10 protein-coding genes are annotated in these 14,282 nt (G+C 67.6%); 7 read left to right on the plus strand and 3 right to left on the minus strand.

The window, feature by feature from the left end:
* Positions 1 to 172 precede the first annotated feature (172 nt).
* From AC3EO7_RS24810 to AC3EO7_RS24830, 5 genes are all read left to right on the plus strand, one after another.
* Positions 173 to 2,971, plus strand: coding sequence for a DUF6603 domain-containing protein (locus AC3EO7_RS24810; protein WP_435592510.1), 2,799 nt, complete (start codon positions 173 to 175; stop codon positions 2,969 to 2,971).
* A gap of 17 nt (positions 2,972 to 2,988) precedes the next feature.
* Complete coding sequence (locus AC3EO7_RS24815) at positions 2,989 to 5,112, plus strand: hypothetical protein (protein WP_435592511.1); 2,124 nt, start codon at positions 2,989 to 2,991, stop codon at positions 5,110 to 5,112.
* 24 nt (positions 5,113 to 5,136) lie between these two features.
* Complete coding sequence (locus AC3EO7_RS24820; RefSeq protein ID WP_435592512.1) at positions 5,137 to 8,589, plus strand: hypothetical protein; 3,453 nt, start codon at positions 5,137 to 5,139, stop codon at positions 8,587 to 8,589.
* Positions 8,589 to 9,878 carry a discoidin domain-containing protein gene (locus AC3EO7_RS24825; RefSeq protein WP_435592513.1) on the plus strand — a complete coding sequence of 430 codons (1,290 nt, stop codon included), beginning with the start codon at positions 8,589 to 8,591 and terminating at the stop codon, positions 9,876 to 9,878. The genes AC3EO7_RS24820 and AC3EO7_RS24825 overlap by 1 nt, the downstream gene beginning before the upstream one ends.
* A gap of 71 nt (positions 9,879 to 9,949) precedes the next feature.
* Positions 9,950 to 11,314 carry a hypothetical protein gene (locus tag AC3EO7_RS24830; RefSeq protein WP_431962250.1) on the plus strand — a complete coding sequence of 455 codons (1,365 nt, stop codon included), beginning with the start codon at positions 9,950 to 9,952 and terminating at the stop codon, positions 11,312 to 11,314.
* A gap of 184 nt (positions 11,315 to 11,498) precedes the next feature.
* On the opposite strand, the gene AC3EO7_RS24835 is transcribed toward AC3EO7_RS24830, so the two are convergent.
* The 3 genes from AC3EO7_RS24835 to AC3EO7_RS24845 are packed head-to-tail and all read right to left on the minus strand — an operon-like array spanning position 11,499 to position 12,329.
* A complete protein-coding gene (locus tag AC3EO7_RS24835) occupies positions 11,499 to 11,687 on the minus strand; it encodes a CsbD family protein (RefSeq protein ID WP_431962248.1) in 189 nt (62 codons plus the stop codon).
* Between the two features lie 8 nt (positions 11,688 to 11,695).
* Positions 11,696 to 11,851, minus strand: coding sequence for a hypothetical protein (locus tag AC3EO7_RS24840; RefSeq protein ID WP_431962246.1), 156 nt, complete (start codon positions 11,849 to 11,851; stop codon positions 11,696 to 11,698).
* 37 nt (positions 11,852 to 11,888) lie between these two features.
* The gene (locus AC3EO7_RS24845) at positions 11,889 to 12,329 is read right to left on the minus strand and encodes a hypothetical protein (RefSeq protein WP_435592514.1); all 441 of its coding nucleotides are present in this window, start codon (positions 12,327 to 12,329) and stop codon (positions 11,889 to 11,891) included.
* Between the two features lie 160 nt (positions 12,330 to 12,489).
* On the opposite strand from AC3EO7_RS24845, the gene AC3EO7_RS24850 reads away from it, so the two are divergent.
* Together AC3EO7_RS24850 and AC3EO7_RS24855 are read left to right on the plus strand one after the other, a co-directional pair.
* Positions 12,490 to 12,684, plus strand: coding sequence for a hypothetical protein (locus AC3EO7_RS24850; RefSeq protein WP_431962242.1), 195 nt, complete (start codon positions 12,490 to 12,492; stop codon positions 12,682 to 12,684).
* A 357-nt stretch (positions 12,685 to 13,041) separates the two neighbouring features.
* Positions 13,042 to 14,259, plus strand: coding sequence for a cytochrome P450 (locus AC3EO7_RS24855; protein ID WP_435592515.1), 1,218 nt, complete (start codon positions 13,042 to 13,044; stop codon positions 14,257 to 14,259).
* The last annotated feature ends 23 nt before the right edge of the window (positions 14,260 to 14,282 follow it).

The raw sequence follows: 14,282 nt of genomic DNA on the forward strand, positions 1-14,282 counted from the left end.
CCCATATATTCGGCTTCCGTGTGACCATTGCACGAAAGACGGAATAGCTCACGAAACCGCTTGGTGCGCAGCGGCAATTGCGAATCGTCACCAACCTCAGATGATCAGCCCTACGCTGAACGCGAGCAGTCCACTCGGGCCGCGGGTGGGCGTCGGAGGAGGAGGGGTATTCGTGACGGTCCGAATCCAGTGGCTCCATAAACTTCTCGACGAATCGAACGGGGAATCGGTCGAAATTCCGATCGATTCGTTCGGCTTCGGCGACGGATTGCGCGCGCTGTTTCCCGACGGCGCTCTGCAATTCTCGGCGGGAATCGAGACAGGTGACGGGATCGCGCGGGTGTCCTACGCCGACCAACCCGCTTCTGCACGGCTGAGCCGCGCGCACGACGGCGCGGACATCGCGCTCGATGTCCAGCTCCCCGGGGTGGGAGCGTCGGCGCAACTGCTGGCCCGGTGCGCCGGGTTCGAGCTACCCGACCTGCCGTGCGGCCCGTCCGACACCCTCACGCTGCGTCTCGACGAGCATGCGGGCACGACGGTGCGGGCGACCGGCACGGGCGTGGCGGTCGTGCTCCGGGAGAACGGTGAGCGCATGTTCACCGCGAGCGCCGACGGCTGGCAGGTGATCTGCACCGACAGATCGCTGCCTGCCGCCCGGCTGGCCGAGCTGGCAGTTCTGGAAGACGAAGGTCTTTCGCGCGCCCTACTACCCGACCCGTTCGCCGACGAGCTGCCGCCAGGGGCCTGGTTGCTGCTCCCGAGGCCAGGTCCCCAGCCATGCCGCTTCCTGGTACGCCTGGACACCCCGCGTCCCGAGACGCCGACGGATCCCTCGCGGCTGGACGGGTTGGGCCGACCGATGCCCTCGGCCTCGACCCACGTCCGGCGCACCGGTTCGCCGTACCGCCCGGTGCGCGCGGTGGCGACCAGCGACGGCTTCGCTCTGCTGGCAGGTACCAGGTCGTCGTCCGAGCGGGGCAACGGCCGGTTCGGGCTGACGCTCAGCGAGGACGGCGCCGTCGCGAGTCTCGCCCTGGACTACAACCCCCTGCACATCGTCGGCGAACTCGGTGTGACGCAGGCGGAATCCCCCTACAAGACGGTCATCGGCGGCGTGCTGATGTTCTCGTTCAAGGGCGGCAAGTCGGGTATCTACGGCACCGGTATGGGCGCGTACGTGGTCCCGGAGTCCGGTGCCGCCGAGCCCTCCTTCTTCGGCTACGCCGGCATCGGCGGCAATCCCGGCATCGGCATCCCCGCGCTGCGACTGACCGGCGTGTCGGTGGGGTTCGGATGGAACAGCCACATCCGCGTACCCGAGGTCGCGCAGGTCGCGAACTTCCCGTTCGTCAAGGCGCTGGCCGATCCGGGTTCGATCGGCGCGGGGTCCGGTAAGCCCGTCTCGGTGCTGCGCACCCTGATAGGCGGCGACAACCCGTGGATCTCGCCCAGGGAGAACGAGCTCTGGGTGGCGGCCGGGCTCGGCTTCACCCTCGCCGAATTCGTCTCGGGCCGCGCGATGGCGATCGTGCAGGTCGGTGACGAGTTCACCGTCGCCCTGCTCGGCACCGCGGCCGCGGAATTCCCCAAGGGGGGCGGCCGGAAACTGGCCCGTGTAGCGGCGAATCTGCAAGCGGTGCTCAAACCCGGCGAGGGCGAGATGGGCTTCGCGATGGCGCTCGCCCCGAACTCGTTCGTCCTCGACCCGAACTGCCGGTTGCACGGCGGCGTGGCCTTCCGCACCTGGTTCGGGCCGAGTCCGCACGCGGGCGACTTCGTCTACACCGTGGGTGGATACCACAAGAATTACCGTGCCCCGCAGCGGTATCCGTCGGTGCCGCGGGTCGGTTTCGACTGGGATCTGACCGGCGCGGTCACTATCTCCGGCAAGGCGTACCTGGCGTTCACCCCGGGCGCCGCGATGGCGGGCGGGCAGCTCGCCGTGCGTTTCCACGCGGGTCCGGTCCGCGCCTGGTGTGACGCGAAGATGGACGCCCTCGTCCAATGGAACCCCTTCTACTTCGACGTCGGCATCCGGGTGTCGATGGGTGTGTCCGCCTCGGTGAAGATCATCTTCGTCAGGATCACCATCACCGTGGAAGTCGGTGTCGGACTGACGGTTTGGGGACCGCCCACCGGCGGCCGGGCCAAGGTGAAGCTGTGGTTCATCTCGTTCACCATCAATTTCGGCAACGGACGCGCCGGGGCGAGCAACGATCTGGACTGGGCCGGGTTCTCCGCCATGCTGCCGCCCGCGGGCAACAACGTACGCGTCCTGCCGCAGGCCGGGCTGCTCATGGACAAGAACCGCGAGACCGGCGGAGACGGCTCGTGGGAGGTGTCGGCCAACGGATTCACCTTCGACACCGACACCACCGTGCCGCTCACCAAGGTGTACCTCGGCACGTCGAGTACCGCTGTCGAGGACGGCAGTCCCGTCGACCTGCGGCCGACCACATGGCGCGGTGTCACCAGTACCCAGCGGGTGAAGTTGACGCGGGGCGATACGGACCTCGACCTCGGGCAGTGGACCCGCAGCCGCCGGATGGCGACGGTGTCGGCCGAACTGTGGGGTTCCGGCAGCACTGGCGACCTGCCCGCCGGAGACGACCACCTGGTGAAGAACCAGTTGCTCGGCGTCCAATTCACCTCGCCCGCACCGCGATACGGCACGTCCACCGGATTCATCGACGAGGAGGCGCTCGACTTCGATACCGTCGCGCCCGACGGCAGTCAGCCACTCGACCCCGCGGCGGGCCCGGTCGGGGCCGTGCCGCAGCGGCCGGGGAACGTCATCGCCACCATCGCGAGCACGGTCGCCGCCTCGGCGCAGGCCGATGCTCGCCGCCGCTTGGCCGGACAGCTGGCCGCACTCGGCTTCGACCTGGGTGAGGTCGACAGCGACCTGTCCGCCTACGCCCGCGCCTGCCAGACGGCCTTCACGGCCGAACCGATGCTCGTCGGCTGAGACAAGAGGGGATCGACATGCCAACCACCACGCACCGCACACGATTCCTCGACCACCGGATCCCGTCGCTCTACGCGGGCCGCTATGCCCTCGCCGTTGAGCAGAAGATCGACACCGTCGCCCCGCTGCCGGCCCGCGACCAGCGATTCGACGTGCGCACCCAGCGTTTCGCGCTCGGCGACTCCGAGGTGCAGGCCTGCTACCCGGTGCCGGGCGGTGTCGGGAAGTACAGCCAGCTCCTGCCACACATCACGCTCGACACCCCCGGCCTGCCGTGGGCGATGCTGCCCGCAGGGGAGGACGACGGCAGCCCGTGGATGTTCCTGCTGGTGTTCCGGGAAGGCGAACTTCCGGACGACCCCCATGCGATCGGTGAGGTCACCGTCTCCACTGTCGCCCAACTGCTCCGCGGGCAGGCCGGACCGGGTAAACCGCCCGCCATCGACACCGACAGCCTGCTCGACGGCGAAGCCGAAATGGCCTGCCGCAGCATCCACATCCCGGCGGATCTGTTCACGAAGCTCCGCCCGACCTTCGCGGAGGCGGCGCTGCTCGCCCACCTGAGGGAGGGTGGGCGGCCGGACGCCGACCACGTGCGCGGCGCCGACCCGGAACCGAATCTCGACGAGTGCAACGCGGTCGTCGTCGCCAATCGCTTCCCCGCCGCGACCGCCGCACGGCACGTAGCGCATCTGGTCACGGTGGAAGGATTCGAGCCATACCTGCGGGACACGGCGGCGCCGTCGGAGGGCCTGCGGATGGTGTCGCTGCACACGTGGACATTCGAAACCCTCGACGACAACGGCATCGGGTTCGGTGACCTGGTGGCGAACCTGGCGGCGGAACCCGATCTCCAGCTGTGCCTGCCGGTGCCGCCCGGTGAACTGGATGCCGATGCGCGGCAACGGATTCAGGGTGGCGCGACGGTGCTCCCGCAGCGCCTGGAATCGGGGGAACGCACCATCGCCTTCTATCGCGGACCGTTCACCGCCACGCCCGCGCAGCCACTTCCTCCCCCGCGTGAACCCAGGCTCGATTCCGGCGGTGAGGCGCTGATCTACCTGAAGCAGTCCGGTGTCTTCGACTCCGGCTACGCCAGCGCCTTCAGCCTCGGCCGCACAGTGGCCTTGGCCGACGCCCCGTTCCGGAATCGGCTGCTGGAATTCCGCAAAGCGGCCAGGCGGGCCGCGCGCCGGGCGGCCGCGCATCCGGAGCTGATCGCGGGACGCGCGGTGAGCGAGGCGGGAGCGGCGTTGCACGAGAGCCGGGTGCGCACCGCCTTCGATCACCTACTCGAGTCGAGGCTGCCGCTGGCGCTGGCGCGCAGCGGGGCCGAGCTGGCCACCGCGCCCCGCCGCCCCGCCGCCGCGGCGGTACGGGGCAACGGCGCGCTGTCGGCGCTGTCGGCGGACGCGCTGCGCGTCACGGTGTCCGACACCCACACCAGGGCGGTGCTGCGGTCGGCTGTCCGCGAGCAACTGGATCCGGTGCAGGAGTGGCTGAACCGGCTCGCGGCACTGCAGATGGTGCCCTTCGATCACCTCGTCCCCGACCCGAGAATGCTTCCGCCGGAGAGCATCCGGTTCTTCTACGTCGATCCGGGATGGGTGCGGGCCGCGGTCGACGGCGCGCTGAGTGTCGGGGTCGGTCACGCGCTGGACGAGGACCTCAACGAGCTGGCCGCCGCAGTACCGGATCCACCCGCCTGCGGGGTGCTGATCCGTTCGCTGCTGGTGCCGAACTGGCCGCGTACCCGCTACACCGCCTTTCACGGTGAGACGGAACTGGAGCCACTGCACCGCGCGATGTTCGGCAGCAACGTGCTCATGCTGCTGTACCCGGACACCCTCGACACCTTCACCATCGCCGAAGCGCCGCAGGGCATCCACTTCGGCATCGGCGATCTCCACACCATCGACCTGCGCAAACTCAGCGGCGTCGTCGGCGAGTACATCAAGGAGTTTCCCGACCCTCCCGGGTTCGACAAATTCCTGCGGCCCTCCCACGACGTGCTCGACGTCGAGGGCGCACTGGTACCCGCGCTGAAGGCCGCCCTCGAGTTGCAGACCCCCCTGTCGCCCGCACAGTTCGCGCTGCAGATGTTCAAGGCGCCGCAACTGCAGACCTTCGCCCGCCCCTGATCGACGCTATCCGGAGGGATTCTCATGCCCAACGACACTCTGATCGTGCCGGTCGAGGTGGCGGCGTTCGCGGTGAACGCGCGGACCCGCGACGCCGACGGCAGCTATGTCATGCAGCGCTGGACCTCGAACTTCGTCCCGTTCGTCAACGACAACGCCGCCCCGGAGCCCGCGCCGTTCGCCGGGCCCGAGCAGTGGACGGGCGACCCGTCTCGTCTCGGCGTGTACTTGCACTGGCAGTTGCCGGAGGCACTCAGCGAGGGCCTGCAGGACGAGGAGACCGGCGAGGTCGGCGACTTCCCGCTGGTGCCCAATCGCTGGCTGGTGGTGCGCCGCTCCAACGGCGGTGTGCGCGCGTGGATCGTGCACAGCGACTACCTCGACTCCCGTGAGGGGGCGGTGTCGTATCTCGACCCCACCACCGACACCGCGACCGCCACCAAGATCGGCCGACTGGTCGAGCTCACCACCGGCAGCCCGTGGCAGGAGCCGGGGGGCGAGCAGTTCCTCACCGCGATCGGGCCCGGGCTCCTGACGTTCTCGGTGTTCCAGCCGTACAACAAAAACGTCTTCTCCATCCACGACACACTCGACGACCTCCATCCCGACAACGACGACCGGCTGAGCTACTTTGTCGCAGGCTGGTATTCGGAACCGAAAAGCGACATCCTGGTGGCCGGCGACCATGCCGACGAGCGGTTCGCCGACCTGATGTCGCGGCTGGAGTGGCAGCTGGCCGCGACCTTCGGTGAGCCGCGGCGCTCGGTCTACACCGGCAGCGCGATCGGCGTCGACTGGCGACCCAACGGCGGCGTGTACCCGTCGGCGAGCCCGCACGCCAATGAGATCGCGGTGGCGATCGGCAACAGCGCGGGCGAGGCCGCGGGCGAACTCCAGGAGCAGTCGGGTGGTTCGAATGCGTTGAGCGAGAAAGATGCTCAGCTCTACCGCGCGTTCGCGCTCGGTGTGCTCGACGAATACGATCGTGCCGACGGCGAGCTGTTCCCCGAACGCGCCGCCCACGATTCCGGATTCGGGCCGGTGCCGGGCGGGTTCGTGTGGCGCACCGTCGACCGCGGCGGCGAGGACGCGCGAGCCGCGCTGTCGGTCGCCGAACTCGCCGCCGAACAGCGGCTCGCCGCCGAGGTCACCGCCGATTTGAATGGCCGCCAACGCGATCTCGACACCCTCGAACGCGAACTCGCGGGCGCGCAGCAGCGGCTCTACGTTCTGTGGGCGCTGTCGTGCGACCCGGAACCACCGGAGGATTATGCGCCGGGCATCCTCAGGCAACTCGATCCGACGCGAGAGAACTCGGCGGCCTGGCGGGTGGCGCAGCTGTCGAACGAGGTCGCGGCGCTGCGGGACGAGATACCGTGGGACACCAAGGCCGACGCGCTGGCCGCCAAGGCCCGCGCCTACGCCGCCGAACACGGTCTGCGTACCGGCCTCGAGCTGCAACGTGTGCCCCTGGCTCCGTTCGAACAGCACGCGGACCCGGTGCTGATGATGCAGGGCGCGAACCTGAGCGCCCCGCTGACCCGCGGCTCCGACCTGCCGTGCCGGGTCGAGGAACGAGTCGTCACCAAGATCGGCGCCATCACCGCCGACACGGTTGCCGCCGAGGTCGCGAAGGTGAATGTCACCGACCTGCCGGGGCCGATGGCGAAGCTGGTCACCGAATTCTTCGTCATCGATCAAGCCCGCAAAACCGGTGCGAGCCTCGATGATCCGACCGGGACATTGCCGGAGTACGGCACCGCTCCGTGGGAGCAGCCGTGGCAGCCGCTGTATCTGCAGTGGGAGGTCGAGTACACCGCCATCCCGTTCGTCGAAGCCGGCCAGGAACGCTTTTCCTTCGACGGGAACTACTACCGCTGGGAGGGCGAGGGCCACCTGAAGCCCGCCATCACCGTCAGCGGCCGCCAGGTCCTCATGCCCACCAGCGGGTACGACCAGGACGGACAGCTCGACAGCTACGCCAACGGCCGCACCGACCTGCGCGCCGACGTGCTCGCCGCCATGCACGAACAACTGACCGACCTGGACCAGTTGTCGCAGCGGCTGGACGGGCTGAGCACCGCCGTCGGGCAACGTCTTTCGATGGTCAACCGGGCCCCCACCGGCGACATCGCCGGATTGATCGGCACCGGTGCCGGAGCATCGCCGGATGGCGGCGCGCGGCCGGTCTTCGAATGGGACGACTGGCCGGAGTCCGACTTCCAGGAATTGCGGTCCGGGCAGCTGCTGTTCATCCGGCTGTCGGTGGTGGACCGATTCGGCCGCGCGGTCAACCTCATCGACAATCCGTCGCATTTCGATCAGCTGCGCAAGCCCGATTCCATGACACCGAAGCACGCCGTCGGTGATATCCAAGTCGATCGCTATGTGGAACTCGGGCCGCGGCTACTGCAACCCGCCCGGCTGCACTTCGACTTCCTGTCCGCACGGTCCGACGACGACGCCGAACTCACTCCCGGCGCGAATCCGGTGTGCGCGTGGCTGATACACAACCGGCTGGATCGGTCCCTCGCCATCTACGATCCCGAGGGCCATGCGCTCGGTGATCTTCGGCGGGTGCTGTCGGCGTCCGGCCAGCAGATCGTCGCCTGGACCGCGCTCCCCGGCTCACCGGTCGCCGAATTCGACGATCTGGCAGCGGAATACCCGCACGTCCACCGGTACCTGTCGGTGGTCGTGCAGAAAGGCCCCGACGTCCTCGACGCCGTGCGCGATCTCATCGACCGAACCCTCGTGTCCATCGACCCCGACGGGCCGGAGGACTACAGTCTCGGCTTCCTGCTCGGCCGTCCGCTGGCCCTGGTGCGCGCCCGGCTCGACCTGGAGTTGTGCGGGCCGGTCCGCACCGACGTCACCTGGCCGCGGGTGGTGAATCCCCCCGCGCCGCACATGCCCTCCTACCGGTGGAATGTCCGCCTAGGCGAGGCGATGCAAACCGACGACGGGCTCATCGGCTGCGTAATCGACGAGGACTACGAGCATTTCGAAACGGTACTGGACAATCCGGACGACTCGGGCGGATATCTGCGGCCCATCGATGTCGGCGAGCGTCTGAAGCTGGCGTTCGAAGGCGACAGCAGCGCCACCGTCACCCTGCTGCTCGACCCCCGCGCCGCCGTCCACGCCACCACCGACATCCTCCCGGTGTCCTCGGTCGTTGTGCCGCAACGCTTCACCGACGCCGCGCTGGCCGCCATGGCGGTGAACTTCCGCGCGGGCCCGCTGCTCATCGCCCGCACCGAAACCGGCGCGGTCACGCTCCCCCAGCCCACCACCGCCACCGGCACGTGGTCGTGGACCGAGGCCGTGGGCGCGGAGTGGTCGGAGTTCCCGATCGTTGTCCCCGACCCGGCCTCGCTGCCCGTCGGCGTCGATCCCGAAATTCGTTCCGGTTTCCTGGTTCTCGAAGACGCCGCCCAATACAGCCGTACCAGCAACGAACGAGGAGCACGGTAATGACAATTGTCCGGGAGTACCTCGTCACCGGGACCGAACAGGCCACCAGCAGCGCGCCACTGTATTTCGAGTTGACCACCGATCCGGACCCGGTGCGTGTCTCGCCGTCCAGCGGTGATCCACAGCGCGCCGATATCGTTCTGGTCGGCAGTCGACGCAGCGGACTGGGCATCGAATGCCGCAAGATCACCATCACGGTGCCGGCCGGAAACAACTCACCCGATCTCACGTCCGACATCAACAGCATCGCCCCGCAGATCAGTCTGAAGGACTGGACGCCACGCACCGATGCCGAGGCCAAGACGATCACCTTCACGCCGACAACGGAATTCACCGTCATCGGCCGCGATGAGGGCGTCACGATCCAGCTGATGGACGCTCGGATCAACACCCAGGTCGGCAGCGCCCCGTTGCGCATCGAAATGGAGTGGCGGGAAATCGGCTTCGATGATCCGTGGGAGACCGGGCTCGCCACGATGAATATCGGCAAGTTCCCACCGGACTTCGTCCTGGACAACTTCACCGCCGAGCAGCCGATCATCGACAACGGTGATTCGGTGCGGTTGTCCTGGGTCGCGCAGGGCGCCTCGTCGGTGAAGTTGCTGTACGACGTCGCCGAGGTCGATGTCACAAACAAGACCACGTGGACGGTTCCGAACGTCACCGGTACGACGGTGTTCTATCTGCGCGGCACCGTCCAGGTCGGCAACAACACCGTCGAACGGACGCTCATGACCACCGTCACCGTCCGCATTCCGGACCTGGTGATCGGCAATCTCGAAATACACGGCTCGGTGCGGATGAGCAGGCCGCAGTCGGTGAGCCTGAAACAGGGTATCGAAGCCGAGCCGGGACACCCGATGGAGGACATTCTCGATGGATCGCTCGATACCTACTTCCTGACCAAGAACAGGATCTTCGGCGGCACGCTGATTATCGTCGACCGGGGATCGCGATCGCTGATCACGTCGGTGGACCTCTGGTTCGGTGATCGCGCAGGAAACTTTCGGCCGCGCATGGGACGGGTCGCAGTGTCCACCGATGGCAAGGAATGGAACGCCCTCGATGCGTGGAGCGACAACGCGACCGAATTCCACTGGAAGGCCGCCGCGGGAGGGTCCGTGATCGCTAGGTACATCGGTATCGAGTCGATTAGCAACTGGGCGTGGGACGGCGTGGCCATTCGGTCACTCGAGGTCGATCCACCGGCTACGCCGCTGATTCTCGACGACAACGCGGCGGAGTTCAGTGTGCCGGTGATCGCCCGATCCGGAATCACGGAGCCCTAACCGATTCGGATTCACCGCTTGACGTCCGATGCCGTCCGACCGATCCCAGCGACGAACGAGGAGAACCACGCATGTCGATCATCGGCCAGTACGCCGCTACCGATGGTGTTCACGTGAGCTCCAGCGCACCACTGTATTTCGAGCTGCACACTGATCCGGATCCAGTGCGTATCTCGCCGTCCAGCGGCGATCCGGAACGCGCCGATTTCGTGTTGGTCGGCAGTCGCCGCAGCGGGTTGGCGATCGAATGCCGCAAGATCACCATCACAGTGCCGACCGGACCCAACTCCGGCGATCTGACACCGGATATCACCAGCATCGCCCCGCAGATCAGTTTGGCGGAGTGGACGCCGCGCACGGACCCGGCGGCGAAGACGATCACCTTCACGCCGACAACGGAATTCACCGTGATCGACCGCGGCGACGGCGTCACGATCCAGTTGATGGACGCGCGCATCAACTCGGTGGTCGGGAGCACGATGCTGGCCATCGCGATGGAGTGGCGGGAGGTAGACGGCGACGGCGCCTGGGAGACCGGAAGCGTCACGATCAACGTCGGCAAGTTTCCGCCGGACTTTCGTCTCGACAACCTGACCACCGACGATCCGATCATCGAGAACGGCGGTTCGGCGCGGCTGACCTGGGAGGCCGGTGGCGTGTCGTCGCTGAAACTGCTGTACGACGTCGCCGAAATCGATGTAACGAACAAGACCACCTACACGGTTCCGAACATCAGTCGGACGACAGTGTTCTACCTGCGGGGCACCGTCCAGGCGGGCAACGACACCGTCGAGCGGACACTGGCCGTCACCATCACCGTCCGGGTGCCGGATCTGGAGGTCGGACACTTGACTGTGCGCGGCGATCTGTTCGTCGGGCATGAAACCGCAACCGTGCCGTCGTTCGCTGACTACTTCGAGCCGGCACCGGACCATCCCTTCGAGCACATGTTCGACGGCTCGCCTGACACCTATTACCTGAGCAAATCGCCTATTACGACCGTTGTTGGATACCTCGTGGTGGACAGAGGGGAGAACGCGCCGCCGCTGACCTCCATCAGGCTCCGCTTTGGTGATCCATCGGGGAACCATCTACCGAATTCCTGTGCATTGGAGTGGTCTGCAGACAGAAAAAAATACTTTCACCTGACAAGAGCCTCCCACAGTCCGAAAGAGCTCAACTACACCGAGCACTCAGGCCTGGCAGCACGCTACCTCCAGCTCATATTCGTGCGTGGTGATTCGGCCGACCGTCATCTGGCCATCCGTTCATTCTCGATCACCCCTTTACCCAGATTGCGAGTGACCAGTACATCCAGCGTGTTCGGAGTGCCGGTCCATCATGAGCCCGATGGGACCACCGATTCCACCACAGCCACCGATTTGCACATGACGGATCGCTTCGACACGCCAGTCGGGCAGCCGGTTTCGGAGTAGCGCGACATGGGATCCCTGGCTCCGCAACATGCCGCTTCTCTCTGGCTGGGGACACCGCGTCCAGTGATCTCAACTGCTGTGCCAGTCCTTCGGCAGTACCGGAACGAGTGACGATGGAGTAGTCGCTGTCCAGCCGCATGCCGATGTCGGCCGGGTGCACACCTCGGCCGACATCGGCGATCGGTCAGCGCCGGAACGCGTCCCGCACTTTGCCTGCTGCCTGTTTCATGTTGCCGAGGAACTGGTCCCGCCGTCCCTCCGCCGACAGCCGCGGATTATCGGTCGCGCGTCCGAGGAATTTCTTCATACGGCCACGCGCGGCCTGAATTCGGTGGTCGAAACGACCGTTCCTGCGGTAATTTTCGTCGTGCATCGATGGCCTCAGTAATAGTGCCTGCGGCCGCCGACCGGACGGCCCACCGAACCAGCGATCCAGAGCGCCGCGCCGATGATCAGCACGATGATGCCCGCCGTGGTCAGCCACCCGATCCCGAGCAGCCAGCCCACGATCAGCAGTATCAATCCGAGAACAATCACGGTCTCATCCCTTTCCTCTTGGTCAACCGTTGACTTGTCAGCCGGCAGTAGGCGCCTGTGTCTTGCCGCCCGGAGGGCCCGCCAGCGGCGCGGTTCCGGACGGTCGGCGCAGGAATCGGTTGGCGCTCCACGCGGGCTTGTTGCCCGGCGGCGGCGCGACCGGCGGTGCCTGCGGAGGCGGAGCATCGCGGCGAGTAGCCGCGATCTCCCGGCGTGACCTGCGCAGCTCCCTGCGCGCCTCGCTACCGCGGCGGGAGGTACGCCACAGCCCGGTCAGCACGAGGAGCAACCCGAGCGCGGCCACCGCGCCGATCACCGTGCCGTAAAGGAACACCTCTCCCGCGGACGCTGTGAAGTGATAGTCGAAAACGGCGAAATCGCCCGTCGACGTGCGTAGCTCGCCGGTATTCGCCGCCACAGCGGCGACGCCGACGACCATCGCGCCGATCAGGACGATCAGCCCTATGAGAATGATCATGACAATCCTGGTGCGTTGAAAAGTTGTATTACGAGTTCGCTATTCCCTGTTCCGGCGGGATCAAACTCACCGCGATCGCGAACGTTTACGCCCCCCGGTTTCGGTGTATGCGCAGAACTGACCGGACCGATCGATCAGCAACCAAGGAGAATCGGACACCATGACCTACACCTTCGACCTCACCGATTACTCGGACGCATCCGCCAGCGTCGCCCAGAATGCGCTGCGCGGACTCGGCGGCGTCGATTCCGTCGACGTCGACCGCGTGGCGGAGACCATCTCGGTGAACTCCACCACCCTCAGCTACGGCGAGGTCCTGAACGCGATCCGGCAGGCGGGCGTTCCCGCCAAGTAGCGCTCAGCGAGTCGGGCCGAGATCGAGGCGCTTGGTCCCCTGGTCGACCAGATCCGGCGGCACGCCGGATTCGCGCCGTGCCGCGAGCGCCTCCCCGCGGCCTGCCTCGATCATCTCCGCCCGGATGGCCCGCAGGCAGTACCCCGCAGGTCCCGCGCGGCCCGCTCTTTCGCGTCCTCGTGGGCGGCCTCCGGGTCGGCGCAGGCCGAACGCCCGCGGAACTGATCGCGCGGCCGCGTACAGCAGCGGCGGCAACACCAGCGACGCCCCGCCCGATCGCCGCCCCGCGTCGCGGCAACCGCGGCGGACGCCCCCCACCAGCCCGAGCGGCGCACGCGGCCCGAGCGGAGTACTTTGGTGCCGACCGAACGGTACCGAGAAGTGTTGGCGGACAAGCGGATGGGGGCTGGGGTGCGACAGATCTTCGATGCCGGTTTCGCGGCGGATCCGTGGCCGGTGCTGAGCGCGCTGCGTCGTGAGGGCGGCATGCACCGCGTCCGCACGCCCGACGGCCCGCCCGCCTGGCTGGTTACCAGGCATGCCGACGTGCGCGCCGCGCTGTCGGACGAGCGCCTGACCGCCGACGTCACCAGGGCCGGGCAGACCGACTACACGGGATTCGCCGTCCCGCCCCCGATGGACGCGCTGCTCGTCGCCGACGCCGACGCCCACGCGCGGCTGCGCCGCCTGATCACGGCCGAAATCGCGCCGCGCAGGGCTGCCGAATGGGACGAGCGCGCAAGCGATCTGGTCGACACGCTGCTCGAGGACACAGACACGGACCCGAAGGTGGATCTGGTCGCACGGCTGGCGATCCCGCTGCCCGCCGCGGTGCTCGGTGAGCTGCTCGGACTGGCCGGCGCGGAACGCGAAGCCCTGCTCGCCTGGGCGAATTCGACGCTGCTGCCCGGCGCGACGGTGCCGCGCGCCAGGGACACCCTCGTGACCATGCGCACGCTCGTCGACGCCGTGATCGCGCGGGCGGGCGCTGACACCGCGGTCGGACGACTGGTCGCCGCGCGCGACGAGACCGGTTCGCCGACGGCCGACGAGCTCACCGGCGTGCTGTTCTACCTGCTGTTCGTCTGGTACGAGGTGCTCGCCGACCTGATCGCGGGTGCGGCGCTCACGCTCGTCGCCGAGCCCGCGCACCGCAGGGCTTTCCGCGCCGCCACCGACCGGCGGCGCGCCGTGGACGAGCTGCTGCGCTACCTCTCACCGCAGGTGCTCGCCGGACCCCGGTTCGCTACAACGGATCTGGATATCGGCGGCTACACCGTCAAGGCCGGGCAGACCGTGTTGCTGTGTCTGGCGGGCGCCAATCGCGATCCTGCGGCGTTCGACCGGCCCGAGCGGTTCGATCCGAACCGCGCCCGCAACGCTCAGCTCGGCCTCGGCCACGGCCCGCACTCCTGTCTCGGCACCGCGCTGGTGCACGGCGTCGCCGGGGCGGTGCTCACGCGCTTCTGCGATCGCTGGCCTGCGACGACGCTGACCACGCCCGCGCGAGAGATCCCGTGGCGCTCCGGTTTCCGGCATCGCGGTCCGCTGATCCTGCCGGTCGCGCTCGCCTGAGCGCGAGTGTTCCCGGCGCGATC

Source organism: Nocardia sp. bgisy118 (assembly GCF_057708605.1).